The organism is Phytohabitans sp. LZ39, assembly GCF_059359075.1.
Map to the genome: position 1 here is coordinate 1 of NZ_JCADBM010000025.1, position 25318 is coordinate 25318.

At 70.7% G+C, this 25318-nt stretch carries 26 protein-coding genes; 12 read left to right on the forward strand and 14 right to left on the reverse strand.

The features are described from left to right. Positions 1–456: 456 nt before the first annotated feature. Positions 457–1653 carry a cyclic dehypoxanthinyl futalosine synthase gene (mqnC, locus tag AC5L36_RS36255; RefSeq protein ID WP_441223318.1) on the reverse strand — a complete coding sequence of 399 codons (1197 nt, stop codon included), beginning with the start codon at positions 1651–1653 and terminating at the stop codon, positions 457–459. A 183-nt stretch (positions 1654–1836) separates the two neighbouring features. Here mqnC and AC5L36_RS36260 point away from each other — a divergent pair, with 183 nt between their 5' ends. Next, positions 1837–3384, forward strand: a complete 1548-nt coding sequence (locus AC5L36_RS36260; RefSeq protein WP_441223319.1) for a phospholipid carrier-dependent glycosyltransferase — start codon at positions 1837–1839, stop codon at positions 3382–3384. On the opposite strand, the gene paaE is transcribed toward AC5L36_RS36260, so the two are convergent. The 5 genes from paaE to paaA all read right to left on the reverse strand — a co-directional run bounded on the left by paaE (position 3372) and on the right by paaA (position 6990). Next, positions 3372–4478 carry a 1,2-phenylacetyl-CoA epoxidase subunit PaaE gene (gene paaE / locus AC5L36_RS36265; RefSeq protein WP_441223320.1) on the reverse strand — a complete coding sequence of 369 codons (1107 nt, stop codon included), beginning with the start codon at positions 4476–4478 and terminating at the stop codon, positions 3372–3374. The genes AC5L36_RS36260 and paaE overlap by 13 nt on opposite strands. A gap of 61 nt (positions 4479–4539) precedes the next feature. Beyond that, on the reverse strand, positions 4540–5007 hold the full coding sequence (gene paaD, locus AC5L36_RS36270) for a 1,2-phenylacetyl-CoA epoxidase subunit PaaD (RefSeq protein ID WP_441223321.1): 468 nt from the start codon (positions 5005–5007) through the stop codon (positions 4540–4542). After that, positions 5001–5696 (reverse strand): 1,2-phenylacetyl-CoA epoxidase subunit PaaC, encoded by a 696-nt coding sequence (gene paaC / locus AC5L36_RS36275; protein WP_441223322.1) that lies wholly within the window; start codon positions 5694–5696, stop codon positions 5001–5003. The genes paaD and paaC overlap by 7 nt, the downstream gene beginning before the upstream one ends. Beyond that, entirely contained in the window at positions 5693–5980 is a 288-nt protein-coding gene (gene paaB, locus AC5L36_RS36280) for a 1,2-phenylacetyl-CoA epoxidase subunit PaaB (protein ID WP_441223323.1), read from the reverse strand. The genes paaC and paaB overlap by 4 nt, the downstream gene beginning before the upstream one ends. Further along, on the reverse strand, positions 5977–6990 hold the full coding sequence (gene paaA / locus AC5L36_RS36285) for a 1,2-phenylacetyl-CoA epoxidase subunit PaaA (RefSeq protein ID WP_441223324.1): 1014 nt from the start codon (positions 6988–6990) through the stop codon (positions 5977–5979). Before paaA ends, paaB begins: the two co-directional genes overlap by 4 nt. A gap of 244 nt (positions 6991–7234) precedes the next feature. Here paaA and AC5L36_RS36290 point away from each other — a divergent pair, with 244 nt between their 5' ends. Both AC5L36_RS36290 and AC5L36_RS36295 read left to right on the forward strand, forming a co-directional pair. Next, positions 7235–8140, forward strand: coding sequence for a hypothetical protein (locus AC5L36_RS36290; RefSeq protein ID WP_441223325.1), 906 nt, complete (start codon positions 7235–7237; stop codon positions 8138–8140). A 5-nt stretch (positions 8141–8145) separates the two neighbouring features. Continuing rightward, the gene (locus AC5L36_RS36295; RefSeq protein ID WP_441223326.1) at positions 8146–9054 is read left to right on the forward strand and encodes a serine hydrolase; all 909 of its coding nucleotides are present in this window, start codon (positions 8146–8148) and stop codon (positions 9052–9054) included. Here AC5L36_RS36295 and AC5L36_RS36300 read toward each other — a convergent pair. Genes AC5L36_RS36300 through AC5L36_RS36310 form a run of 3 tightly spaced genes read right to left on the reverse strand, consistent with a single transcriptional unit; the run spans position 9044 to position 11780 of the window. After that, entirely contained in the window at positions 9044–9883 is an 840-nt protein-coding gene (locus AC5L36_RS36300) for a menaquinone biosynthetic enzyme MqnA/MqnD family protein (protein WP_441223327.1), read from the reverse strand. The two genes, AC5L36_RS36295 and AC5L36_RS36300, sit on opposite strands and share 11 nt — an antisense overlap. A 34-nt stretch (positions 9884–9917) precedes the next feature. Beyond that, positions 9918–11159 carry an MFS transporter gene (locus tag AC5L36_RS36305; protein ID WP_441223328.1) on the reverse strand — a complete coding sequence of 414 codons (1242 nt, stop codon included), beginning with the start codon at positions 11157–11159 and terminating at the stop codon, positions 9918–9920. Between the two features lie 45 nt (positions 11160–11204). Then, complete coding sequence (locus AC5L36_RS36310) at positions 11205–11780, reverse strand: ArsR/SmtB family transcription factor (RefSeq protein ID WP_441223329.1); 576 nt, start codon at positions 11778–11780, stop codon at positions 11205–11207. Positions 11781–12031: 251 nt separating this feature from the next. Here AC5L36_RS36310 and AC5L36_RS36315 point away from each other — a divergent pair, with 251 nt between their 5' ends. The 4 genes from AC5L36_RS36315 (at position 12032) to AC5L36_RS36330 (ending at position 16151) form a co-directional block, all read left to right on the forward strand. Continuing rightward, positions 12032–14035, forward strand: coding sequence for a HelD family protein (locus AC5L36_RS36315; RefSeq protein ID WP_441223330.1), 2004 nt, complete (start codon positions 12032–12034; stop codon positions 14033–14035). A 27-nt stretch (positions 14036–14062) separates the two neighbouring features. Next, positions 14063–14614, forward strand: coding sequence for an ATP-binding transcription factor AbmR (abmR, locus tag AC5L36_RS36320; protein ID WP_441223331.1), 552 nt, complete (start codon positions 14063–14065; stop codon positions 14612–14614). A gap of 33 nt (positions 14615–14647) precedes the next feature. After that, the gene (locus AC5L36_RS36325; RefSeq protein ID WP_441223332.1) at positions 14648–15805 is read left to right on the forward strand and encodes a 4-hydroxybenzoate 3-monooxygenase; all 1158 of its coding nucleotides are present in this window, start codon (positions 14648–14650) and stop codon (positions 15803–15805) included. 82 nt (positions 15806–15887) lie between these two features. Beyond that, on the forward strand, positions 15888–16151 hold the full coding sequence (locus tag AC5L36_RS36330) for a hypothetical protein (RefSeq protein ID WP_441223333.1): 264 nt from the start codon (positions 15888–15890) through the stop codon (positions 16149–16151). On the opposite strand, the gene AC5L36_RS36335 is transcribed toward AC5L36_RS36330, so the two are convergent. Next, positions 16148–16933, reverse strand: coding sequence for a DUF6082 family protein (locus AC5L36_RS36335; protein ID WP_441223334.1), 786 nt, complete (start codon positions 16931–16933; stop codon positions 16148–16150). The genes AC5L36_RS36330 and AC5L36_RS36335 overlap by 4 nt on opposite strands. A 353-nt stretch (positions 16934–17286) precedes the next feature. On the opposite strand from AC5L36_RS36335, the gene AC5L36_RS36340 reads away from it, so the two are divergent. Genes AC5L36_RS36340 through AC5L36_RS36350 form a run of 3 tightly spaced genes read left to right on the forward strand, consistent with a single transcriptional unit; the run spans position 17287 to position 21011 of the window. After that, entirely contained in the window at positions 17287–18732 is a 1446-nt protein-coding gene (locus AC5L36_RS36340) for an FAD-linked oxidase C-terminal domain-containing protein (protein WP_441223335.1), read from the forward strand. Continuing rightward, positions 18729–19760 carry an FAD-binding oxidoreductase gene (locus AC5L36_RS36345; protein ID WP_441223336.1) on the forward strand — a complete coding sequence of 344 codons (1032 nt, stop codon included), beginning with the start codon at positions 18729–18731 and terminating at the stop codon, positions 19758–19760. The genes AC5L36_RS36340 and AC5L36_RS36345 overlap by 4 nt, the downstream gene beginning before the upstream one ends. Before the next feature lie 9 nt (positions 19761–19769). Continuing rightward, a complete protein-coding gene (locus AC5L36_RS36350; RefSeq protein ID WP_441223337.1) occupies positions 19770–21011 on the forward strand; it encodes a (Fe-S)-binding protein in 1242 nt (413 codons plus the stop codon). Here AC5L36_RS36350 and AC5L36_RS36355 read toward each other — a convergent pair. Beyond that, the gene (locus tag AC5L36_RS36355) at positions 20953–21819 is read right to left on the reverse strand and encodes a helix-turn-helix transcriptional regulator (protein WP_441223338.1); all 867 of its coding nucleotides are present in this window, start codon (positions 21817–21819) and stop codon (positions 20953–20955) included. The genes AC5L36_RS36350 and AC5L36_RS36355 overlap by 59 nt on opposite strands. Positions 21820–21935: 116 nt before the next feature. On the opposite strand from AC5L36_RS36355, the gene AC5L36_RS36360 reads away from it, so the two are divergent. Next, positions 21936–22691, forward strand: coding sequence for an SDR family oxidoreductase (locus AC5L36_RS36360; protein WP_441223339.1), 756 nt, complete (start codon positions 21936–21938; stop codon positions 22689–22691). A gap of 3 nt (positions 22692–22694) precedes the next feature. On the opposite strand, the gene AC5L36_RS36365 is transcribed toward AC5L36_RS36360, so the two are convergent. The 3 genes from AC5L36_RS36365 to AC5L36_RS36375 all read right to left on the reverse strand — a co-directional run bounded on the left by AC5L36_RS36365 (position 22695) and on the right by AC5L36_RS36375 (position 25052). Then, positions 22695–22973, reverse strand: a complete 279-nt coding sequence (locus AC5L36_RS36365) for a hypothetical protein (RefSeq protein ID WP_441223340.1) — start codon at positions 22971–22973, stop codon at positions 22695–22697. 76 nt (positions 22974–23049) lie between these two features. Next, complete coding sequence (locus tag AC5L36_RS36370; protein ID WP_441223341.1) at positions 23050–23577, reverse strand: SigE family RNA polymerase sigma factor; 528 nt, start codon at positions 23575–23577, stop codon at positions 23050–23052. Next, a complete protein-coding gene (locus AC5L36_RS36375; protein WP_441223342.1) occupies positions 23574–25052 on the reverse strand; it encodes a sodium:solute symporter family protein in 1479 nt (492 codons plus the stop codon). Before AC5L36_RS36375 ends, AC5L36_RS36370 begins: the two co-directional genes overlap by 4 nt. On the opposite strand from AC5L36_RS36375, the gene AC5L36_RS36380 reads away from it, so the two are divergent. Then, entirely contained in the window at positions 25007–25303 is a 297-nt protein-coding gene (locus AC5L36_RS36380) for a DUF3311 domain-containing protein (RefSeq protein ID WP_441223343.1), read from the forward strand. The two genes, AC5L36_RS36375 and AC5L36_RS36380, sit on opposite strands and share 46 nt — an antisense overlap. Positions 25304–25318 lie beyond the last annotated feature (15 nt).

The window sequence follows — 25318 nt, forward strand, 5'->3', positions numbered from 1 at the left end:
AAGACCCGAAGTCAGTCCGTCGTAGGGTCAGACCCCCGACGGGAGGTGCTCACAAACATCATCTCTGTCCGTCGTGGTCCCGACCGTCGCTCCCGCGGCCTCACCCCTGCTTCGTTGGTCGCGCCGCGACAACGGATCGTGGTACCTAGCTGTCCCTATGGCGGCAGCTGAGTACCACGATCTTTTGAGTTGAGCGCTCGACGGATCAGCAGAAGGCTCCCACTTACCCAGGACAACGACGCTCGGCTCGCCTGTCGATCCAGCGAAAGAGCACTGGGGTGGGCGTGACCCGCGGACCCGGCAGTGGAGGTCGGGGTTTCGGCGAGCCCCGCGAGCCGCCGACCGGAGCGGTGCCCGCGGGAGCATACGGTCCGCAGCTGGCGCGGGCCGGGGCGTATGAGACGGATTGCGCCGGGCGGAAGCCGCAGCGATGCGGGGGGCTGGACCTTTATTCGGCTACTTGCTGTCGACCAACGGGAGGTCGATGCGGGTGCCGGCGCCGCCGCCGGGGAGGGCGATCGACGAGAAGTGCGAGACCACGCGGTCGTCCACCGGGTCGTCGGCCGGCGTGTGGTGCACGGCCAGGTGGCGGTAGAGCGTGTCGCGCTGCGCCGGGATGCGGCCCGCCGACCGGATCATCCAGATCAGGTCGTGCAGGTTGGAGCGGTGGCGGGCGCCGGCCGAGGAGATCACGTTCTCCTCCAGCATGATCGAGCCGAGGTCGTCGACGCCCATGTGCAGCGAGAGCTGCCCCGCCTCCTTGCCGGTGGTGAGCCACGAGGCCTGTAGGTGCGCCACGTTGTGCAGGAAGATCCGGGCGACCGCGATGAACCGCAGGTATTCGATCGTGGTGGCCTGCGTGCGGCCCTTGAGGTGGTTGTTTTCCGGCTGGTAGGTCCACGGGATGAACGCCCGGAAGCCGCCGGTGCGGTCCTGCACGTCACGGATCATCGCGATGTGCTCGATCCGCTCGGCGTTGGTCTCGCCGGTGCCCATCATCATCGTGGCGGTCGACTGGACGCCCAGGCGGTGGGCCGCCTCCATGACCTCCAGCCAGCGCGCGCCCGACTCCTTCAGCGGCGCGATCGCCTTACGGGGGCGGTCGGGCAGCATCTCCGCGCCCGCCCCGGCGATCGAGTCGAGGCCGGCGGCCTTGATGCGCACGATCGCGTCTTCGATCGAGACGCCGGAGACCTTGGCCATGTGCAGGATCTCGCTCGGGCCGATCGAGTGGATGGCCAGCTGCGGATACGCGCGCTTGACCGCGGAGAAGAGGCCCTCGTAGTACTCCACCCCGTACTCCGGGTGGTGGCCACCCTGGAGCATGACCTGCGTGGCGCCGAGCTCGACCGCCTCGCCGCACCGCCGCAGGATCTCCTCCATCGGGTGCGTCCAGCCCTCGGCGTGCTTGGGCGCCCGGTAGAACGCGCAGAACTTGCACGCCGTCACGCAGACGTTCGTGTAGTTGATGTTGCGGTCGATGAGGTACGTCACGATGCCGTGGGGGTATCGGCGGCGACGCACCGTGTCGGCCGCCTCGCCCAGCGCGTGGAACGGCGCATCGGTGTAAAGCAGGAGCGCCTCGTCGGGCGTGATCCGCCCGCCACCGGCCCCACGCTGGAGGATGTCGTCGATCTCAGCGCTCGCGTTCACGAATCCGAGACTACGGGAAGGTGAGCGCCTCGATATGCTGGCGCCGCGATCTGTGAAGGGCGCCGCACAGCGGGCATTGTCCAGGCTGTGGGGTGCGCCGGCATGGGCTTGCCCAATTCGCCTCAAGTGCGGGCAAAGGGCTCCTAGTCTGACGGCTGACCGCCACCGGAAGCGAGGCGATCCGTGACCGCCACCCTCAGCCACGACGACGTGGAGGCGCAGCCGGCACCCGCCGACCCGCCAAGCCGACGAAGGCGCATGGAGCGGCTCTTCCGGCTCGCCCGGCGCCACAGCGCCTTTCTCGCGATCATCGCGCTCGGCGGCCTACTGCGGGCGCTGTTCATGCTCTCGTACAAGCCGGCCTTCTGGTACTTCGGCGACAGCGGCGTCTACATCTCGATGTCCGAGGCCAAAGACCTCGTCGCCAGCCCCACCCGGGCCCTGGGCTACGTGGTGGCGCTGAAGTTCCTAGAGCCCACCCACACGTTCATGTCGCTGATCTTCCTTCAGCACCTGGCCGGGCTCGTGCTGGCCGCCACCATGTACGCGTTTCTCCAGCACCGCGGCGCGCCCCGCTGGCTGTCCTGCCTGGCGATCGTGCCGGTGCTCTTCGACTCGCTCTTCCTCACCGTCGAGCACTACCTGCTGCCCGACCTGATCCTCACGTTCTGCATCGGCATGGCCATCATCGCCGTGCTCTGGAACAAAAAGCCCAGTTGGCGGGCGACCGGAGTGGCCGGCTTCCTGCTGGCCTGCGCGTGGTTCACCAAGCCGACCGCGCTGCCCGTCGTGGTCCTCATCGGGCTCGTGCTGATCATCCGTTGGGTGGGCTGGCGCGCGCTCGTCGCCTACGCGGTCACGTTCCTCATCCCGTACCTGCTGGTGATGAACTGGATCGGCGACCGGCAGAGCGTCTACGGCTCGCAGTCCGGCATCGCCCTCTACGGGCGAGCCGCGATGATCGCCGACTGCTCCCGGATCGATCTCACCTTCGAGGAGCAGACCCTCTGCCCGACCCGGCACTTCGACCGCGCCGACGCGTACTTCTGGACGAGTCCGCCGAAGCGGCGCTACATGGCGTACACACCGGAGGGCGCCAAGCTCTACACCGACTTCTCGATGGCCGTGATCAGGCAGCAGCCGGGCGACTACCTGCGCTCGGTGGGCAAGGAGAGCCTCGCGCACTTCATCCCCGGCTTCCGGCTCGGGCCGGACAACGACTGCCTGCGCCTTCGCTGGTCGCCGCCGACCGAGTTCCGCGATACGCAAACCGTGCCCAACCGCTGCTATCCGGCACAGGCACGGGGCGATTTCCAGAGGTGGGCGGCCGATCCGAAGACCGGTCCGGAGGCGACGGCGGTGACCCGCACCCTGCACTGGTACGGCCAGTATGTGCGGTTCATCCCGACCACGCTGTCGATCAGCCTGCTGCTCGTGATCGCGTCGCTCGTCTGCGGCGTGCGGCTTTTCCGGTGGCGCAGTCCCGGCCCCATCGTGCCCGGACGCATCCGGCTCGACGTGGTCGTGCTGCTCTTCGCCGGTGTCGGCCTCACGATCCTCACGGTCGCGATCGGCATGTACGAGGCCAGATACGCCATGCCCGCAGTGCCGCTCGCCTCCCTGGGCGCCGCACTCGCCATATTCGGTCTCACAAGCGGGAGAGTGCGGCCGTCACCCCCGGACGATGCGGAAAAGGCGGAAGAGGAGAAACCTGAGCCTCAGGCGTCGTAGTCGACGATCAGCCGCTCGGTGTCGGGGCTGGACTGGCAGGTCAGCACGTAGCCGGCGGCCACCTCGTCGGGCTCGAGCGCGAAGTTGCGCGCCATGGTGACCGAGCCCTCGACCACCCTGGCCCGGCAGGTCGAGCAGACCCCGCCCTTGCACGCGAACGGCAGCTCCGACCGCACCTTGAGCGCCGCGTCGAGCACCCGCTCGCCAGCGCCCATCGTGAAGCTCGACGCCCGCCCGTCCAGCAGGATCGTCACCTCGGTGCCGCCACGTCCGTCGGGCTCCGGCCGCCGGGGCGGCTCCGGCACCTCGTCGACGTGGAAAAGCTCGGTGTGTACGGCCTTGTCCGGCACGCCCCGCCCGGACAGCACCGCCCGGGCGTCGGTGACCATCCCGTACGGCCCGCAGAGAAACCACTCGTCGATCGAGTCGCCGGGCACGAGCGTGTCGAGCAGCTCGGCCAGGCGCGCCGCGTCGACCCGGCCGGAGAGCAGCCGCGCCTCCTGCGGCTCGCGGGAGAGCACGTGCACCACGTGCAACCGGTGCCGGTGCACGTCTTTCAGGTCGGCCAGCTCCTCGGCGAACATGACGCTGCGCGCGTACCGGTTGCCGTACACGATGGTGAACCGGCTGGCCGGCTCGACGGCAAGGGCGGTCGCGACAAGCGAGAGCACCGGGGTGATGCCCGAGCCGGCGACCACCGCGCCGTAGTGGCGGGCCCGGTCGGGCGCGAACCCGGTCGTGAAGTGCCCCAACGGTGGCATGACCTCGACGGTGTCGCCGCGCCGCAGCGAGCGGGCGGCGTAGGCGGAGAACGCGCCGCCCGGGATCTCCTTCACGCCGATCCGGAGGCGGCCTTGTGCGGCCAGGTCGGCCGGGGTGGAGCAGATCGAGTACGACCGGCGCACGTCTTCGGCCTCGCCGGCGAGGCGCACGGTCAGGTGCTGCCCGGCCCGGAAGTCGAACGTCTCGCGCAGCTCCGGCGGCACCTCGAAGGTGACCGCCACCGCGTCGTCGGTCAGCCGGTCGACGGCCTCGACGGTCAGGTGGTGAAACACCGGCCGGCGGCGCACCGGCGTCTTGATCGTGACCGTCATAGCGCCCTCACGTGGTCGTGCCGCGGCGGACGCTGAGCCGGCGGCCTGGGCAGCGTGCGCGTCATAGCGCCTTCATGTGGTCGAACGGCTCGGAGCATGCGCGGCACCGCCACAGCGCCTTGCACGCCGTGGAGCCGAAGCGGCTCAGCTGCTCGGTGTCCGGCGAACCGCAGCGCGGGCAGCGCACGCTCAGCGTGAGCGTGACCGGACCGGCGGGGTGCGGCGGCGCGATGTGCGCCGCGGCCAGCTTCGCCCGGCCCGACTCGCTGATCCAGTCGGTCGTCCACGGTGGACCGAAGACGGTGCGCACCTCCGCGTCGGCGTGGCCGGCGGCGGTGAGCGCGGCGCGGATGTCCGCGCGGATCACGTCCATCGCGGGGCAGCCGGTGTACGTCGGTGTGATCGTCACCGTCACGTGACCGGTGCCGGCGTCGACGCTGACGTCGCGCAGGATGCCCAGCTCTTCGATCGTGACCACGCGCAGCTCGGGGTCGACGACGGCCGCGGCGGCCTCGCGGGCGGTCACCATTTCGCCCCCGGATGGGCGCGGTGCAGCACCTGCATCTCCGCCAGCAGGTACGACAGGTGCTCGGTGTGCACACCGGCCCGGCCACCGCCCGGCGCCCAGCCGTCAACGGGCCGGTCGAGCGTCGCCTCGGCCAGCACCGGCTCCACGTTGGACAGCCAAATGTCGCGGCTCACGTCACCGCTGGTCAGCTCGTGCGTGTACGGCCACAGGGCGTCGACCGCGTCCTGCGCGCGCCGGTGCGACTCCTCGGTGCCGTCACCGAGCCGGATCATCCACTGTGCACTGTGGTCGAGGTGGTACGCCGACTCCTTGCGCGCCTTGGCCGCGATCGCCGCCAGCCGCTCGTCGTCACCACCGGCCAGCTTCGTATAAAGCGGCAGCTGGTACGCGGACAGGAACAGCAGCTTGGCGATCGTGACCGCGAAGTCGCCGTTGGGCAGCTCGACAAGCAGGCAGTTGCGAAACTCCCGGTCGTCGCGGAGGAAGGCGAGCGCGTCTTCGTCGCGGCCCCGCCCCTCGATCTCGCCGGCGTACGTGAGCAGCAGCCGCGCCGCGCCGAGCTGGTCGAGGGCGAGGTTGGCGAGCGCGACGTCTTCCTCCATCTCCGGGGAGCTGGCATGCCACTCGGCGAGGCGCTGCGCCGCGATCAGCGCGTCGTCACCGAGCTGGAGCAGGTAGTCGGCCTTCACAGGTGCTGTGTCCCCTCGGGCACCTCGTAGAAGGTGGGGTGCCGGTAGACCTTGTCGGCGGCCGGGTCGAAAAACGCGTCCTTTTCGTCCGGGCTCGACGCGGTGATCTCGGCCGCCGGCACCACCCAGATCGAGACGCCCTCCTGGCGACGGGTGTAGAGGTCGCGGGCGTTGCGCAGGGCCATCGTGGCGTCCGGTGCGTGCAGGCTCCCCACGTGCCCGTGTGACAGCCCGCGTCGCGGCCGGATGAACACCTCCCACAGCGGCCAGTCGTTTCCGCTCATGCCGCCGCCTTCTTCTTGGCGTACGCGGCGGCCGCCTCGCGCACCCAGGCGCCTTCGTCGTGGGCCCGGCGGCGGTGTGCCATCCGCTGGCGGTTGCACGGCCCGTCGCCCTTGATGACGCGCATCAGCTCGTCGTAGTCGGGCTGGGTGTAGTCGTGCGCCTGCCGCTCCTCGTCCCACCGGAGGTCGGGGTCGGGCAGCGTCAGGCCGAGCACGCCGGCCTGCTGCACGCACATGTCGACGAAGCGCTGGCGCAGCTCGTCGTTGGAGAAACGCTTGATCTTCCAGGCCATCGACTGCTCGGAGTGGGTGGAGTCGGCGTCCGGCGGGCCGAACATGGCCAGCGACGGATACCACCACCGGTCGACCGCGTCCTGCGCCATCGCCCGCTGCGCCTCGGTGCCGTGGGAGAGCGTGTGCAGGATCTCGAAGCCCTGCCGCTGGTGGAAGGACTCCTCCTTGCAGATGCGGATCATCGCCCGCGCGTACGGCCCGTACGAGCAGCGGCACAGCGGCACCTGGTTGACGATCGCGGCGCCGTCGACCAGCCAACCGATCGCGCCCACGTCGGCCCAGGTGAGCGTCGGATAGTTGAAGATCGAGCTGTACTTTTGCCGGCCGGCCAGCAGCATGTCGACGAGCTCGTCGCGGCTGACCCCGAGCGTCTCGGCGGCGGCGTACAGGTAGAGGCCGTGGCCCGCCTCGTCTTGCACCTTGGCGAGCAGGATCGCCTTGCGCTTGAGCGTGGGTGCTCGGCTGATCCAGTTACCCTCCGGCTGCATGCCGATGATCTCGGAGTGCGCGTGCTGGGCGATCTGCCTGATCAGCGTCTTACGGTACGAATCCGGCATCCAGTCGCGCGGCTCCACCTTTTGGTCCGCCTGGATCACGGCATCGAAGTACGCGACCTCACCATGGGTCGCCTCAGTGTCACGGGCCGCAGCCTCGCGAAGTGCCGCCTCGGCCGCCTCAACCTCGCCCAGGAGGTCCGGGATGTCGTTGCCGTACACCTCCCGAGTGTTACATCTCGTGGACGTCTTGGCCAGTACGTGTAATAGATCAGGGCGGAAAGTAACGCCGCCGTAACCGTGGGTATCCACTGTGGAGTGAGCCGCGTCACGGACGCTTCGGTAATACCGGCTTCTATGTACCGATAAGGGCGCAAATGGGTTCGAGTACTCATGGCAAGGCGAGTTTGGAGCCGTAGACTCCGGGACGCACATCCCTCGGTATTGACCCCATGAAAGCCCCCTCATGCGTCTTCGCACGACGGGCCTCGCTATCGCCGCACTCGTTCTCGGTGGCGGAGCCCTGTTCGCCGTCACCTCGCAGTCGGGTGACGATCCGGTGACGCCGGCCGCCAGCGGCGTCGGCGCGGGTGGTGCCGTACCCACAACACCGTCGCAGTCACCGTCTTCCTCGCCGGAGACCACCATGGCCACGCTCGCCGCCGGTCCAGTCGAGGTCTCGGTGGACGGGTTCGCGGCCTGGGCGCTGCTCCACCGCCAGACCGGCAAGATCGCCGGCTCCGACAACATGACCGCGACCAGCTCCACCGAGTCGATGATCAAGGTCTGGCTCGTCGCCGACTACCTGCGCCGCAACCCCGAGCCCTCGGCCGACCGCCTGGCCGAGGCGAGCACGGCGATCCGCGACAGCGACGACGACGCGGCCCAGTCGCTGTACCTGGCCGGCGGCGGCGACGAGGTCGTACAGCGAATGATCTCGATGTGCGGCCTGACCGACACGAGCATCGCCCGGCCGGGCTGGTGGAGCTACACCCAGATGTCCCCGCGCGACGCCGTGCGGCTCGGCGAATGCGTGAAGAACGGCACCGCGGCCGGGTCGAAGTGGACCGCGTGGGTGCTCAAGGAGATGACGCTCGTCCGCGGCACGACCGCGGCCGAAGACCAGCACGAGACGTCCGGCGGCGGCCGGTGGGGCATCATCGACGGCCTGCCCGAGGAGATCGTCAAGCAGGGCGTCGCCATCAAGAACGGCTGGACGGCCATCTGGGCCGACGGCAACTGGCACGTCAACTGCCTGGCCGTGACCGACGACTGGGTGCTCGCGGTGATGCTGCGATACCCCACCGCGCACGGGCTCGACTACGGCGCCAACATCTGTCGCACCATCACCGAGCAGCTCGTCCGGAGGTAGTTCGAATGGCGGCAAAGCGGCAGTCCAACCGATGGATGTGGTGGCTGCTCGGCGGCACCGCGCTGCTGGGGCTGGTGCTCGCCGGTGTCGGCCTGCGTACGCTCCCCGGCTCCCCGATCTCCGCGAATGCCGCGTCGCGTTTCGAAACCGCGACCCCATCGGCGTCCCCGTCGGTCAAGCAGACACCGAAGCCCACGCCGAAGCCCACTCCCTCGCTCAAACCCCTTGCCGTACACCCGGCGAAGGTCACGATCGACTCCAGCGGCTGGTGGTCGTGGTCGATGATCGACCGCCGCACCGGCAAGGTCTACGGCTCGTCCAACATGACGCAGACCAACACCACCGCCTCGCTCATCAAGTCGTGGATCGGGGCGGACTACCTGCGCCGGGCCGCCGAAAACGGCCAGACCCCGAGCGCCGCCCGCATGCAGCAGCTCAGGATCATGATCCGAGACAGCGACAACCAGGCCGCGCAGTCACTGTGGGAGGCGAGCGGCGGCTCCGCGTCGATCAGCCGACTCATCAAGACGTGCAAGCTGACCGACAGCAGCGCGGACAAGACGAGGTGGAGCAACACCAACCTCTCCGCCCGCGACACCGCGCGGCTGGGCGTGTGCATCGCGGACGGCCGCGCCGCCGGCCCCAAGTGGACGAAGTGGCTGCTCAACGAGATGCGCGCGGTACGCGGCGTGGGCGACTTCGGGATCCGCAAGGCGTTCCCGGCGACCACCCAGAAGAACATCGCGATCAAAAACGGCTGGGTGACCCGCGACGCGCTCGGCGAATGGCACGTCAACTGCCTCGCCATCGGCGACGGCTGGACGATGGGCGTGATGACCCGCTACCCGGCCAGCCTCGGCTACACCCACGGCGCCAAGATCTGCGAAAACGTGGCCCGCCAGCTCAAGAGCTGAAGAACGCCGGCCCGTCCGCGGGCAACGACGGCACGTCGCCCCGCTCCGCGGCCCGGGCGGCAAACTCGCGCAGCCCGGCCACCTGCCGTTCGCCGAGCGAAAAGTCCAGCGTCCGGAAGTACGACGCGAGGGTCGCCGCGTCGAACGGCTCCCACCGCGCCGCGCTGGCCGCCACGTCGTCGAGCTCGGACAGGCACAGGTCGCGCGAGTGCAGGAACGACTCGTGCACCTCCTTGACCACGCCCGGATGGTCGGCGGCGAAGTCGCGGCGCACCGCCCACACGGCGAAGACCATCGGCAGGCCCGTCCACTCCCGCCACGCCTGCCCCAGGTCGGTGACCGAGAGGCCGCGGCGCGGCGCCTCGTACAGCGCGCGCAGGGCCACGTCGCCGATCAGCACACCGGCGTCCGCCTCCAGCAGCATCTGGGTGAGGTCGGGCGGGCAGCTGAAGTACTCGGGCCGGGCGCCGTACCGCTCGGCGAGCAGCATCTGGGCGAGCAGCACGCCGGTGCGCGAGGTCGAGCCCAGCGCCACCTTGGCGCCGTCGAGGTCGGGCAGCGGGCGGGTGGAGACCACGTTGACCGAGAGCACCGGACCGTCGCTGCCGACCGCGAGATCGGGCAGGAGCAGCAGGTCGTCGGCCTTGCGCAGGTACTCGACGAGCGAGATCGGCCCGATGTCCAGGTCGCCGGCGACGAGCGCGGCGCTGAGCCGGTCGGGCGAGTCTTTGTGCAGGTCGACGTCGATGAGGGCGCCGGAGCGCATGAGGCCCCAGTAGATCGGCAGGCAGTTGAGGAACTGGATGTGGCCGACTCGTGGACGCCTCATGATCCCCACCGTATCGGCCGGTAGGCGTCAGGAATCAGGCGGATGCCGCAGAAGTGGCCCACGCCGCACGCGGTGCTTTTCGTTCACCGCGTACCGCCCGCGTCACGGGGATCGCCACCAGCGCGACCACGACGAGGCCGGCCAGGCCGCACGCGGCGACGAGGGGCCGCGGCGCGAAGCTCTCCAGCAGCAGCCCACCCGCCAGGTATCCGAACATGCCGGCACCTTGGATCGCCGCCCCCTGCACCGCGAAGGCTCGCCCACGCGCCTCCGCCGGCACCCGCCGGGCCATGACCATGGCGAGGAAGACGTTGAGGCCGCCGTTGAGCACGCCGCCGGCCAGCCAGAGCGGCACGAGCCAGCCCACGGCGGGCACGGCCGCGCCGGCCAGCACCGCCAGACAGCACAGCCCGAGCATCAGCACCAGCCCGTTGACCAGCGCACCGTCGTCGGCCGCCCGTCGCGCCGGCCGGGTGAGCAGCCACGCGCCGGCCAGCATGCCCGCCGTCCAGGTGGCCTGGACCAGCCCGAACGCGGTGGTCGAGCCACCCAGCGTCTCCCGCACGAAGAAGATCTCCACGACGCTCACGGCACCCACCCCGGCGATCGTCGCGGCCACGGCCGCGGTCACCGCCAACACCATCGGATCCCGCCGCAGCCGCCACGCGACAGTCGCTGTTTTGTGGGTGTTCCGGCTATTTCTGGTGGTACGCAGGAGAAGTCCTGCCGCCACCAGAGCGAGATAACTCGCACCATCGATGAGCAGCGGGACCTTGGTGCCGAACTCCCCGACCAGCAGGCCGGCGAGCGCGGGCCCGACCAGCACGCCGACCGAGCCGGCGGTCTGGTTGAGCGCGGTGGCGCGAGGCAGGTCGTCCCGGCGCACCATCTCGGGCAGCAGCGCGGAGAGCGTCGGCTGGGTCACCGCCAGCCCACAGGCGAGCAGCGCCACCAGCGCGATGATCAGGGCGGTGCCCTCCGCGTACGCCAGCACGACGCAGATCCCCGCCTGCGCGACACCCGCGCCGACCAGCAGCGTGCGGCTGTCCACCCGGTCGGCGAGCCGCCCGGTGAGCGGGGCGAGGACGACCAGCGGCAGCACCGCCGCCAGCATCAGCCCGGAGACGGCCAGCCCGCCCGCACCCGCCGACTGGAGGGCCAACGCCAGCGCGGTCGCGGCGAGAAAGTCACCGCACGTCGAAACCCCACGCGCCCCTGCCGCGAGGTAGACGTCACCCCACCGTGAACGCGCCTGTTCGGCAGATGCGAAAGACATACTTCGAAAGTAATGCTTCACATCTGCGAGGGCAAGGGGTGGCGTTCAGTCGAGCGGCACCGCCTTGTAGGTGACCGCCACGGTCCGCGCCCCCTCGGGCGGGTCAGCGACGCGATGCCGCCGCTTGTACGGCTCGATCAACCGCATCACCTCGGCGTTGAAGGACCTGAGCTCGTCGGCGGTGAGCAGCAGCACCGACTCGTTCATCAGCGCGGACGACGCCCACTCCGCCGGCTCGTCGCCCACGCGGGACAGCCACCCACGGATCCGGTCGACCTCCCGGGACAGGTACGCGTCGACCAACGCCCCCTCGGCCGCCTGCGTCTCAGGATCACCGGACACACCGGGATCCACCTGCCACGAATGCACCGTGCTGCGCCAGACCCGCTCGCGCGCGTCACCCCGGCTCGGCGCCTCCTCGACCAGCCCGTAACGCGCCAGCGCACGCAGGTGGTAGCTGGTCGCACTCGGCGAAAGCCCAGCCACCTCGGCCGCCTCGGTCGCCGTCAGCGCCGCACCGCTGGTGCCCAACTCCTCCATGATCGCCAGCCGCGCCGGATGCGCGAGCGCCCGCATCACCTGCGGGTCGGTGATCGTTAACCGCTGCTGCTCCGCCGTCACCCCCGTAGTCTCCCGCCCCCTCATGCGATGGCCGCAATGTCCCCGTCGTCGCGAGCCCGTCGCCGCACCTGCTCGGCGGGAACGTCCAATTCGCGTGCCCTCGATAAATGGATGGAGGTAGGCGGGCTACGGAGCGTAATCTGGATGGCCGCTTGACGGCCGTGGTGAGCATGCACCGCATCGGACGTCCCCTACGCGCCGAGGCCGCTTGTTTCTCGGATACGCGAGCAGTCACCAACCACTGCTGAAGGATGACCGTGCCCGCACAGGATCTTGACACCGAACTCACTGCCGAACAAGAACATCTGGCCGCCTCCCGGGCGGCGCTGAAACGGATGCGGGAGCGGGCCGAGGCGCTCTTCGCTACCGGTGACCAGGTGGCCGGCGACGCGTACGCGGCCGAGACGCTCGGGCGTACCCTCTCGCGCCGGGTGGCCGAGCTGGCCGACAGCCCGGACACGCCGCTGTTCTTCGGGCGGCTGCGATTCTCCGAGAGCGACCACCACATCGGACGGCGGCATGTCGTCGACGCGGTTGGTGAGCCGATGGTGCTCGACTGGCGGGCGCCGATCTCGCGGGCGTTCTACCGGGCCAGCGCCCGCGACCCGCAGGACGTGCGGGTGCGGCGCCGCTTCGGCTACAGCGGTGGCGTCCTGACCAGCTTCGAAGACGAGCACCTCGACCGGGGTGAGGAGCTGGGCACCGCGAGCCGCATCCTCACCGCCGAGATCGAGCGGCCGCGCGTGGGGCCGATGCGCGACATCGTGGCCACGATCCAGCCGGAGCAGGACGAGCTGGTGCGCGCGGACCTGGCCGACTCGATCTGCGTGCAGGGCGCGCCGGGCACGGGCAAGACCGCGGTCGGCTTGCACCGGGCGGCCTACCTGCTCTACCTGCACCGCGAGCGGCTGCGCCGCAACGGCGTACTCATCGTGGGGCCCAACCGGGCGTTCCTGTCGTACATCTCGGCGGTGCTGCCCGCCCTCGGCGAGGTCGAGGTGGCGCAGACCACGTTGGAAGACCTGATCGCCCGCGTACCGGTACGTGCCACCGACCCGCCCGAGGTGGCCGCCCTCAAGCACGACGAGCGGATGGCCAGGGTGCTGCACCGGGCGCTGTGGGGCGGCATCCGCAAGCCGGACGCGCCGATCGTGGTCTCCGACGGCTCGTACCGGTGGCGGATCGCCGAGGAGCCGCTGCGCCGGATCGTCGACGAGGCGCGCCGCGAGGGGCTGCCCTACGAGACGGGCCGCGAGCGGGTACGCGCCCGCGTCGTCGGCCTCCTCCAGCGCCAGAGCGAGGCCCGCCGCGGCGACTCGCCGGGCGAAGCGTGGCTGCGGCGGATGGGGAAAGCCAAGCCGGTGACCGAGTTCCTCGACGCGGTGTGGCCGGCCGCGACGCCCGAAGGGCTCGTGTACCGGCTGCTCGCCGACGCCGACACGCTCGCCCGCGCGGCCGGTGACGCGCTCACCCCCGAGGAGCAGGCGGCTCTACTGTGGACGAAGCCGGCGCGTACCCCCAAGGCGACGCGGTGGAGCGCGGCCGACGCGGTGCTGCTCGACGAGGCGGCCGGGCTGATCGAGCGGCCCGGCGGCTTCGGCCACGTCGTGCTCGACGAGGCGCAGGACCTCTCCGCCATGCAGTGCCGCGCGATCGCCCGCCGCAGCGAGCACGGCTCGATCACACTCCTCGGCGACCTGGCGCAGGGCACCGCGCCGTGGGCCGCCACCGACTGGCGGGAGTCGCTGCGTCACCTCGGCAAGCCGGACGCGCCGGTGGTGCCGTTGACGGTCGGCTTCCGGGTACCCGAGGCGGTCGTGGCTCTCGCCAACCGGCTGCTGCCGGCGCTCGCGGTGCGTGTACCCGAAGCTCGGTCGCTGCGGCATGACGGGGAGCTGACGGTTCGCGCGGCGGACGACCTGGATGCCACGACGGTGGGTGAGGTGCGGGCGGCGCTGGCGCACGAGGGTTCGGTGGCGGTGATCGCGGCGGACGCCGCAGTGGAGCGGCTGCGCGCGGCGCTGGCCACGGCCGGCGTGGCGGCCGCGACCCTGGAGGACCAGGAGGCGCGGGTCACGGTGGTGCCGGCGAGCATGGCCAAAGGCCTGGAGTACGACCACGTGGTGGTCGTCGAGCCGGCGGAGATCGTGGCCGCGGAGCCGCGCGGGCTGCACCGGCTGTACGTGGTGCTCACCCGCGCCGTGTCCCGCCTCTCCGTCGTCCACGCACAACCACTGCCGGCGGCCCTTGTGTAAGACGTGTTGCAGTGTAATTGTGTAATCATGCGCGACAGGACATGGGCGGGAGCCCGCCAGGAGCCGCCGCCGGCACACGACGCGGCGGCGTGGGTCACGGGTGCGGTGCCGGAGGGGTGGTTCACCGAGCCGCCCGAGATCGTCATCGACCGGGACGAGATCGTGATCGTCGGGCGGCTGCCCGAGCCCCAGCTCGCCGAGGGTGCGAGCGACACCGACAAGGCCGCCGCCGAGGCCGGCCGGATCAACCAGCACCGCGAGGACACCCGCGACCGGCGGATCAAGATCGCACAGCAGCTTGAGCGCCGCTACCAGCGCAAGGTGGCCTGGGGAGCAGCGTGCGGCGGCACACAGGTGCTCTTCACCAACCTCTCCGCCCCCGTCATGACCCGGCTCCGCCAGCCCGAGCGCCAGGTGCTCGACACGCTGGTCGAGGCCGGCGTCGCCCGCTCCCGCTCCGACGCGCTCGCCTGGTGCGTACGGCTGGTCGGCGAGCACACCAACACCTGGCTCGACGACCTGCGCGGCGCGATGGGCGCGGTCGCCGAGTTGCGCAAACGAGGTCCAGAGGTCTCCTAGCGTCGAGAGACGCGACGGGGCAGCATGCAGGACATGCGTACCCAGGTTGCGATCGTCGGTGCCGGCCCCGCCGGCCTGATGCTGGCCCACCTGCTGCGGCTCGGCGGCATCGACTCGGTGGTGCTGGAGCGGCGCAGCCGCGACTACGTCGAGCGGCGGGTCCGCGCCGGCGTGCTCGAGCACCCCACCGTCGAGCTGCTGCGGGAGGCCGGCGTCGCCGACCGCCTCGACCGCGAAGGCATGCCACACCACGGCATCTCGCTGCGCTTCGACGGGGCCGACCACCGCATCGCGCTGTCCGACCTGACCGGCAGGAGCATCACCGTGTACGGGCAGCAGGAGGTCGTCAAGGACCTCATCGCGGCTCGGGTGGCCGCCGGCGAGCCGCTGCTGTTCGAGGTCTCGGACGTGATGCTCGACCCCGCGACGCCACTGGTCACCTTCACCGACGCCGGCGGCACGCGGCAGGAGTTGGAGTGCGACTTCATCGCCGGCTGCGACGGCTCGCACGGCGTCTGCGCGCCCCACGTGAAGGCGACGGTGCACGCGCACGACTACCCGTTCGCGTGGCTGGGCGTGCTGGCCCAGGCGCCCCCGTCGCACAGCGAGCTGATCTACACGCACCACGAGCGGGGCTTCGCCCTGCACAGCATGCGCACACCCGAGATCACCCGCCTGTACCTCCAGGTCGCGCCGGACGAGCGGATCGACGACTGGTCCGATGACCGCATCTGGGACGAGCTGGGCAGGCGGCTCGCGGCGGACGGGTTCACGCTGGCGACCGGCCCGATCCTGGAGAAGGGCATCACGACCATGCGCAGCGTGGTCACCGAGCCGATGCGCCAGGACCACCTCTTCCTGGCCGGCGACGCCGCACACATCGTCCCGCCCACCGGCGCCAAGGGCATGAACCTGGCCATCGCGGACGTGTGGGTGCTGGCGGAGGCGCTGGGCGCGTATCTCAGGGAGGGCCGCTCGGACCTGCTCGACGCGTACGACGAGACGTGCCTGCGGCGAGTGTGGCGGGCCGAGCACTTCTCCTGGTGGATGACCAGCATGCTGCACCAGGCCCCCGGCGCGGACGACTTCCAGCGCAAGCTCCAGCTCGCCCAGCTCCGCTACGTCGCCTCATCCGAGGCCGCCGCGACAAGCCTCGCCGAGAACTACGTCGGCCTTCCGCTACGACGTTGAGCCGAACAGACCGCCATATCGGAGTCTCAATCTCCGCGTGCCGACCACCACTGTGGACGATCATCCGCTAGCGTTCGGGCCTGTGTCTCCCGACCATGGCGCGCCCTTCGGGCGGATCGATCGGCGACTGGGGTCGACGCCCCAGGAACGCGGCAGTATGGACAACGGCACGTGCCCGGACATTTTTGAGCTGAGCGATGGCCGGTTCGCCATCGTCGGCACCGACGCCACCGCCGAACTCGACGGGCACCTACCTGCCGACGCGGGCAGGGCGAGCTATGAGCGCATCGTCGTCATCAGTAGGGAGACGCTTCTGCACGCCAAGCGCCACATTCCCGATCTTTAACCAGAGGGATTCGTCACGGGCCGTGCGTCCGCGTCTAGGTGTTTCCAGGCCTTGGACGGCGTCTCCCGCCCCTGATCAGCCGATCGCGCAGCCGCGAGGAGGTCTTCGTACTCCTCGCAGATGCGATTCGCCGCGGACGCGAAGGCGTACTCGTCGGTGCCCGGGACCAGCGACGTACGCGCCTTGGCGGCCGCGCGCCAGTACTCTCGCATGAGCGAGCTGGTGAAGAGCTGGCGCAGATGGTTCTGCACTTGTTCGTCGGTGGTGTAGTCACTGATGCGCAAGCCCAGGCGCATGTGCTGAAAGATCAGGTTTGCGTAGAGGTACTGACGCTCTTTCTCGCGGGATACGCCAGGTTCCAGGGGTGGCCACACGGCAGCCAACGAGGGGTCGTCGATGCTCATGCGGATAAGATCGACATGCAGCATCCGCAGGCTAGCTTCGGCACTACGATGCAACTCGATTTGGGATTGGTGAAGCGACTCACGCTGCATCGCGAGCTCGGTCCGCTGCAACGCCAGCTCCCGAGACTGAAGCCAGAGCGTAGCGATCAGGGCCGCCAGCGCGAGCCCGGAAACGATCGCGTTGACCACACCGAAGCTGTCGCCGACACTCGCCCGCTCAGCCCAGTCAGTGGGTGTGTCCAGTCGTTGCAGTGCGGCCACGACTCCCAGCCCCAGCAGCAGAATAACGAAGATCACCAGCGCGGACGCGGCTATCCACTTACTGGTTCGGACCGTGACCTCGGCATTGATCTCGGGGCCACCGGATCTCGTACTCATGGCTGTTCCGTTAGAAGTACCGAACTTGCATACAGGAACCCGTCCGCTACAGGCCAGTCCTGCAATTGCAATTTTCGGCGCGTGAACCCGATCGCCACTATTTCCGCACGGAGATCTTTGCGTCGAACGCCGTCGTTCCTCCCCATGGATACATAGTGTGCTAACCTGCGCAAGGTTGCCAGCATGCAGCGATGACTGATTGATGAAAGCCGCCTTCACGACATTCAGTCGGCACAGTCATCAATGCGAAATGAAATCTGTCGAATAGCCACGTGGCGATTGGCAACCTCTCTGATCTCGGCAATAGCCACCCGCCTGGACGGCTGCTAGCGTCGGGGCGGGAGGAGGCGCCGATGTCCCTCGCTGAGCTGCGTGACGAGCTGACCGCCCGCCTTGGCCGTGACGGGGTGATCACCGATCCGGCGCACCTGCGGACGTACGAGTGTGACGCCCTCACCGGCTACCGCGTGGTGCCGGCCCTCGTTGCCCTGCCGCGCGACGCCGCCGGGGTCGCGGCCGCCGTCGCCGCATGCGCCGCCTACAAGGTGCCCTTCGTGGCGCGGGGCGCGGGCACGGGGCTCTCCGGTGGGGCGTTGCCGGTCGCCGACGGGGTGGTGATCTCGCTACAGCGGCTGCGGCGGGTGGTCGAGGTCGACCCGGTCGACCGGCGGGCCACGGTGGAGCCGGGCGTGACCAACCTCGACATCAGCCGCGCCGCCGCGCGGTACGGGCTCTACTACTCGCCCGACCCGTCCAGCCAGCAGGTCTGCACGATCGGCGGCAACGTGGCGGAAAACTCGGGCGGGGCGCACTGCCTCAAGTACGGGTTCACGGTCAACCACATCCTCGCGGTCGACGTGGTCCTTCCCGACGGGAGCACCACGCGCCTCGGCGGGGACGCGCCGCACCAGGCGGGGTTCGACCTGCTCGGGGCGTTCGTGGGCACCGAGGGCACGCTGGGCATCGTGACCGGCGTGGTCGTGCGGCTGCTGCACACGCCGGCGACGGTGCGCACGCTCGTCGCCAACTTCGACTCGACCAAGGACGCCGGCGACGCGGTCACCGCGGTGATCGCGGCGGGCATCGTGCCGGCGGCGATCGAGATGATGGACAACCTCGCGATCCAGGCGGTCAACCAGGCCGTCGACGCGGGCTTCGACCCGGACACCGCGGCCGCGCTCATCGTGGAGCTGGATGGGCCGGCCGACGAGGTGGAGGCGCGCTTCGCCGACCTCACGCGGCTCTGCGCCAGGGCCACCGAGGTGACGATCGCGCGGGATGCCGCGCACCGGGCGAAGATCTGGCAGGGGCGGAAGGCGGCGTTCGCGGCGGTGGGCCGGCTCAGCCCCAACTACTTCGTGCAGGACGGGGTCGTGCCGCGCACCCGGCTGGGCGAGGCGCTCACCCGGATCGCGGAGATGGGCGACGCGGCTGGCATCCGTGTGGCGAACGTCTTCCACGCCGGCGACGGCAACCTCCACCCCCTCGTGTTGTACAGCGAGGAGCGTGGCGAGCACGAGCGGGCCGAGGCGCTCTCCACCGCGATCGCCGAGCTCTGCGTCGAGCTGGGCGGCTCGCTCTCCGGCGAGCACGGCATCGGCACCGACAAGGCCTGTTCGATGCCGCGCATGTTCTCCGAAGACGACCTGGCCACGATGCAGCGGCTGCGGGCGGCGTTCGACCCGGAAGGGCTGTGCAACCCGGGCAAGGTCTTCCCCACCCCGCGGCTGTGCGGGGAGCGGCCGGGGCCGTACCGCCCGCACCCGCTGGAAGCGGCCGGCGTCATCGAGCGGCTATGAGGCCGGGGTCGCTGGCCGAGCTGCGTGACGCGGTACGCGACACGCGCGGCACCCTGCTGGTCAAGGGCGCGGGCACGGCGCAGGGCTGGGCCGGCTCGCCTGACCCGACCGACCATGTGCTGGAGACGACCGGGTTGACCGGTGTGGTCACGTACAACCCCGCGGACATGACCGTAGCGGTGCGGGCCGGCACGCCGTTGACGGTGCTACAGCAGGAGCTTGCGGCGGGCGGGCAGCGGGTCTCCCTGGATCCCGCCCGCCCCAAGGCGACCGTCGGCGGCCTCGTCGCCACCGCCGACTCGGGGCCGTTGCGGCACGCGTTCGGCGGGCCGCGCGACCTGCTCATCGGCGTCACCGTGGTGCTCGCGGACGGCACTGTCGCCCGCTCCGGCGGCCACGTCATCAAAAACGTCGCCGGGTACGACCTCGGCAAGCTGCTCTGCGGCTCGTTCGGCACGCTCGGGGTGATCGCCGAGGTGGTGCTGCGGGTACACCCGCTGCCGCCCGCCTCCCGGACGGTCTCCATCCCCTGTGACGCGGCGGAGGCCGTCGAGCACACGGGACGGGTGCTGGAGGCGCGCCTGGAGCCGGCCGCGCTGGAGTGGTGCGACGGCGAGCTGCTCGCCCTGTACGAAGGCGTCGAGTCCAGTGTGGAGCTTCGTGCGGCCGCGACGCCCGGCGGTACGACACTGTCCACAGCGGACGCCGAGGCGGCATGGCGGCGGGTTGCCGCGGTGCACGACGGCGACGTGGTGGTGCGCTGCGGCAGCCGGCCCAGCCAGCTCGCCGCGGTCGCCAAGCACGCGACGTCGATGACGAGTAGCGCGGCGGTGGGCGTGCACACGCTCGAAGTGGCCGACGTCGATCGGCTGCGCGAGGAGTTCGCGCAGGTGACGACGATCCGCCGGGCGCCGGACACCGCAGCCTGGGGCGAGCCACACCCGGCAGTGCCACTCATGCGCGCGGTCAAGCAGCGCTTCGACCCGGACGGGCGGCTCGGCCCCGGCCGGTTCAGGCCGTGGTTCTAAGGGGGAGACGTGGCCTTCGACCTGGACCGGGCCCTGCTCGACGAGTGTGTCCACTGTGGCTTCTGCCTGCCCACCTGCCCCACGTTCGTCCTGACCGGTGACGAGGCCGAGTCGCCGCGCGGCCGCATCTACCTCATGGGCCTCGCCACCCGCGGCGAGGCGCCGGTCGCCGGGCCGGTCACCCAGCACCTCGACTCCTGCCTGGGCTGCCTCGCGTGCGTGCCGGCCTGCCCGTCCGGCGTGAAGTACAACGCGTTGATCGAGTCGGCCCGCCCGCAGATCGACCGCGAGGTGCCCCGCGACAGGTTCTTCCGGTCGGCGGTGTTCGCGCTCTTTCCTTATCCACGACGGCTGCGGGCGGCCGCGCTCCTCGGTCTGCTCTACCGGCGGCTGGGCATCCGCTGGCTGACTCACCGCTCAGGTTTGCTGAAACGCCTGCCGGCCAGGGCGCGCGCGCTCGAAGGGCTGCTGCCGCCGGTGCGGCTGAAGGACCTGTTCACGAAGACGAAGGGTGATGAGAAAGGCACCGTGGCCCTGCTCACGGGCTGCGCCCAGCGGGTCTTCTTCAAGCCGGTCAACGACGCGACCGCGCGCGTCCTCGCGGCCGAGGGCTGCGCGGTCGCCGTGCCGAAGGGGCAGGGGTGCTGCGGCGCGCTCAGCCTGCACACCGGGCGCGACGAGGAGGCGCGGGCGTTCGCGCGGCGCACGGTGGACGCGTTCGAGGGGTACGAGACGGTCGTCGTCAACGTCGCGGGCTGCGGCTCGGTGCTCAAGGAGTACGGCGAGCTGCTGCGCGACGACCCGGAGTACGCCGAGCGGGCGGCCGCGTTCGCCGGCCGGGTGCGAGACGTGAGCGAGGTGCTCGCCGGGTTGGAGCCGGTGGCGCAGCGGCACCCGCTGCCCATCCGTGTCGCCTACCACGACGCCTGCCACCTGGCGAACGCCCAGCGGATCACCCGCGAGCCGCGCGACGCGCTGCGCACGATCCCCGGGCTGGAGCTCGTCGAGGTGCCCGAGGAGAAGATCTGCTGCGGATCGGCGGGCGTCTACAACCTGCTCCAGGCCGGCACGGCCGAGCAGCTCGGGCGGCGCAAGGCGGAAAACCTGACGTCCGCGCGCCCCGATGTGATCGCGACCGGCAACGCCGGATGCCTGCTGCAAATCCGCCGGTACACAGAGGACGGTCCGCTGATCATGCACCCGGTGGAACTGCTCGACCACTCAATTCACGGGCGTCCGCTGACGCGGTGACGCTGCCGAGCAATGCCAGCGCCTGCGCGGACGGGCTGCCCGGCTCGGCGTGGTACACGACAAGGAACTGCCCCGGGCTGCCGTTCACCGCGAACGTCTCGTACGCCAGCGTGAGCTCGCCGACCAGCGCGTGGAGGAAGCGCTTGGTGCCCGCGGTCTTGACGCCCACGTCGTGCCGCGCCCAGAGCCGCCGAAAGTCTTCGCTCTTCAACGACAGCTCGCCGACAAGCTCGGTGAGGCGCGGGTCGTCGAGGTCGGTGCCGGCGCTGGCGCGGAGGGTGGCGACCGTCTCCGCGGCGACGGTGTCCCAGTCGGCGTAGATCCGCCGGGCTTCGGGATCCAGAAACATCACTCGCAGCTGGTTGGCCCCCTTGACCGAGCAGTGGTTGAGCGCGGCGGCGAGCCGGTTGTTGGCCAGCACGTCCAGGTAACGGCCCAGCACGAGGGCCGGTGTGTCGACCCACGCGTCCAGCAGGCGCGCCAGCCGCGGACTGGCCCGCTCCGGCTGGCTGGAGCGGCGCCGGCGGCGGGTCGCCGGGCGGGCCAGCTCGCGCAGGTGTGCCACGCCCTCGTCGTCGAGCGTGAAGACCCGGGCGAGCGCCTCGATGATCTGCTCGGACGGGTGCTTGTCGCGCCCCTGCTCGAGCCTGATGTAGTAGTCGGCGCTCATGCCGGCGAGCAGGGCGACCTCTTCGCGGCGCAGGCCGGGCACCCGGCGTCGCCCCGGGTCGGGCAGGCCGAACTCTTCCGGGCGGGTCAGCTCCCGCCGCGCTCGCAGAAACTCACCGAGCCGGTTGTCGCTGTCCATCCCCCGAGCCTAGGCCGGCCCCCGGGCGGCGAGCCTGGTCCCCGCACTACCAGGATGCGAACCCCCAGGAAAAGGCCGTCCTGGTAGCCCGTCCGCGAGGCGGCGACGGTGGAGCCATGACTGACAACAACACCCTCTCCGGCCGGGTCGCGGTAATCACCGGCGCCACCAGCGGCATCGGTGCCGCCACCGCCCACCGCCTCGCCGCGGCCGGCGCGTCCGTCGCCCTCCTGGGGCGGCGCGAGGACCGCCTCAAGGGGCTGGCCACCGAGATCGGCGCGGCCGCACTGCCGGTCGCCGTCGACGTCACCGACCAGGACGCCCTGAACGCGGCCGCGACCACCATCCGCTCGGCCCTTGGCCGGGTCGACCTCGTGGTGGCGAACGCGGGCGTGATGCTCCCCGCGCCCTTCGAGTCGGCGCAGACCGCCGAGTGGGACCAGATGGTCAGCACCAACATCAACGGGCTGCTCTACACCGCCCGCGCGTTCGTCGACGACCTGCTCGCCGCGGCGGCGGACGGCAAGCCGGCGGACCTGGTGCTGGTCGGCTCGATCGGCGGTCACACCGTGTTCTCCAACTACGCCGTCTACACCGCCACCAAGGCGGCCGTCGCGCACCTGACCCGGGGCCTGCGTGCCGACTTCGGTCCACGCGGGGTACGGGTCAAGAACGTCGAGCCGGGCTTCGTCAGCACCGAACTGGGCGACGGCATGCTCGACGGCGGCCAGCGCGAGGTACTCGCGCAGATGCGGCAGGCCGTGCCGCCGCTGCCGCCGGAGGACATCGCGGACGCGATCGCGTACGCCACCGCCGCCCCCGCGCGGGTGAACGTGGCCGAGATGATCGTGCTCCCCACGGTGCAGGGCTAGCCGTTACGGCGGTATGACGCGGGTCGCCGGCTCGGTCTGGTGGATGCGGGAGCGGTCGTCGAAGATGATCGGGTCGTGGTCGCGGGTCTGGTTGAGCGCCCAGAGGCCGATCAGATCGGCAAGTGCGAAGACGATCGCGACCAGCACCGCCAGCACGAGCCGGCGCCGGCGCTCGCGGCGCAGCCACTCGGCGCGCGCCTTCTTGTACGCGGGCGGCGCGGCCTCGATCCCCGCGGCGAGCGCGCCGAGCGTCTCCCGCAGCTGGTCTTCAGTGCCGCTCACGACCGTCCTCGCTTCGCCGCGGGCGGCCGCGAGGCTCCAAGTCCGCTGAGCCTGATGATTCGCTCGCTTCGCTCCCTCATTGTCGTTCCTCCAGCACCCGCGTGAGGGCGGCCATCCCGCGCGAGGTGTGTGACTTCACCGCGCCGGGCGAGATGCCCATCGCCTCGGCGATCTCGGCTTCACGCAGCCCCAGCCAGTGTCGCAGCACGAGCGCCTCCCGCTGCCGTGCGGGCAGTTCTTTGAGCGCCGCCACCAGCGCCCGCTGGTCGTCGTGGAGCAGCGCCTCCGCCTCGGCCGAGCTGCCGGCCGGCGGGGCGGTCTCCGGTGTGGCGTGCTTTCGCACGACCTGGAGGTGGCGCAGGCGCATGCGGGTGAGGTTGCAGACCACCGACCGCAGGTAGGGCAGGGCCTTGTCCGCGCCTTGGAGCTTCTTCCAGCGCCGGTACAGCTGGTAGAACGCCTCCGCCACGATGTCTTCCGCGTCGTCGGCGCCGAGCAGCACGGCGAGGCGGTGCATGGCCGCGTACTGCGTCTGGAAGAGCTCGGCCAGCGCGGCGTCGGCCTCGGCGGCGTCCTGCTGTGCCCGGATGAGCGGTGAGGTCATGTGGCGCGCACCGCCTGCCGTTCACCGGCCCGCGCGAAGAACGGCGTGAGCAACACCGCCACGGCCAGGTTGAGGGCGAACGCGACAAGGGCCGCGTAGACCGGCACGTCCGCGCCGCCGATCCCCACCGAGACCACCGACGAGAAGCCGCCCCAGACCACGAGCAGCGTGCCTGCGACCATGCCGACCGCCCAGCCCGCGAGCAGCGCTCTCCGGTGCAGCCAGGTGGTGAAGAGGCCGATCGCCACCGCGGGGAACGTCTGGAGGATCCACACCCCGCCCAGCAGCTGGAGGTTGATCGCGTCCTGGTTGCGCAGCCCGAGGACGAACGCGACCGCGCCCACCTTCGCGGTCAGCGACACCGACTGGGCGATGCGCATCTGGTGCTTGGGCGTGGCGGTCGGATGGAAGTACTCGACGTAGATGTTGCGGACGAAGGCGGTGGCCGCCGCGATCGACATGACCGCCGCGGGCACCAGCGCCCCCACCACGAACGCGCCGAACAGCACGCCGGTCAGCGCGGCCGGCATCAGCTGGTCGACCAGCAGGGGTACCGCCGACTCGGCGTTGCCCGGCGGCGCCTGCACCCCGGCGGCGAGCGCGGCGATGCCCAGCACGCCGAAAAGTCCCAGCACCGCGGTCCAGGCCGGCAGTGCCACCGTCACCTTGCGCAGCGTGTCCGGCCCCTTGGCGGCGAACGCGGCGGTCAGCACGTGCGGGTACATCAGCAGCGCCATCGCCGAGCCGAGCGCGAGCGTGGCGAAGGCCGGGAACAGCTCGGGCTCCAGCGCGAGCGCGGTGTGGCGGGTCGCCGCCGTCTCGAACATCCGGCCCGGCCCGCCCAGCTCGTCGAGGACCACCGCGACCACCGCGAGCGTGGCCCCGAAGATCGCCGCGCCCTTGACGATCGAGATCACCGCGGGCGCGCGCAGCCCGTGCCGGTAGGTCGCCAGCGCCAGCACGCCGAACACCGCGATCAGCGCGAGGTCACCGGCCAGCCCGCGGGGGTACAGGCCACCGGCGGTGAGCACGGCCCGGATGCCGAGGAGCTGGAGCGCGATGTACGGCATCGTGGCGAGGATGCCGGTCAGCGCGACCGCGAGCGCGAGCGGCGGCGAGTCGTACCGACCCTTCACGTAGTCGGCCACCGTGATGTAGCCGTTGTCGCGTGCCGCCGTCCACAGGCGCGGCAGCAGCACGAACGCGAGCGGGTAGACGATCACCGTGTACGGGAGCGCGAAGAAGCCGAGCGCGCCCGCGCCGTACACGAGGCCGGGAACCGCCGCGAACGTGTACGCCGTGTAGATCGTGCCGCCGAGCAGCAGCCACGTCGTCGGTGCGCCGAAGCGGCGGCCGGCCAGCGCCCAGCCCTCCAGTGTGGGCAGCGAGTCGTCCCGCCGGAACCAGCGCGCACCGACCGCCACCAGCGATGTCCCGCCGACGACGGCGAGGAACGCGGCCACGGTGGCGAGCACGAGATCTCCCTGAAACATCGGGTAAACCGAATGCACTGGTTGGGCAACTCTGCCATGTGACGTCGAACACTGCACGGGCGATCGCGGGCGGCTGCCTGGCCGCCCCATTTGTCGCCTTGCTGTGGGTGCCCTTCTATGCCGGCGGCGGTCCCTCACTCGCCGGGGTGCCGTTTTTCTACTGGTACCAGATGCTTTGGGTGCCCTTGAGTGTTCTACTCATGTTCATCGCCTACTTGCTGCTGCGTCGTTAGCTCTCGGAGGCCCCC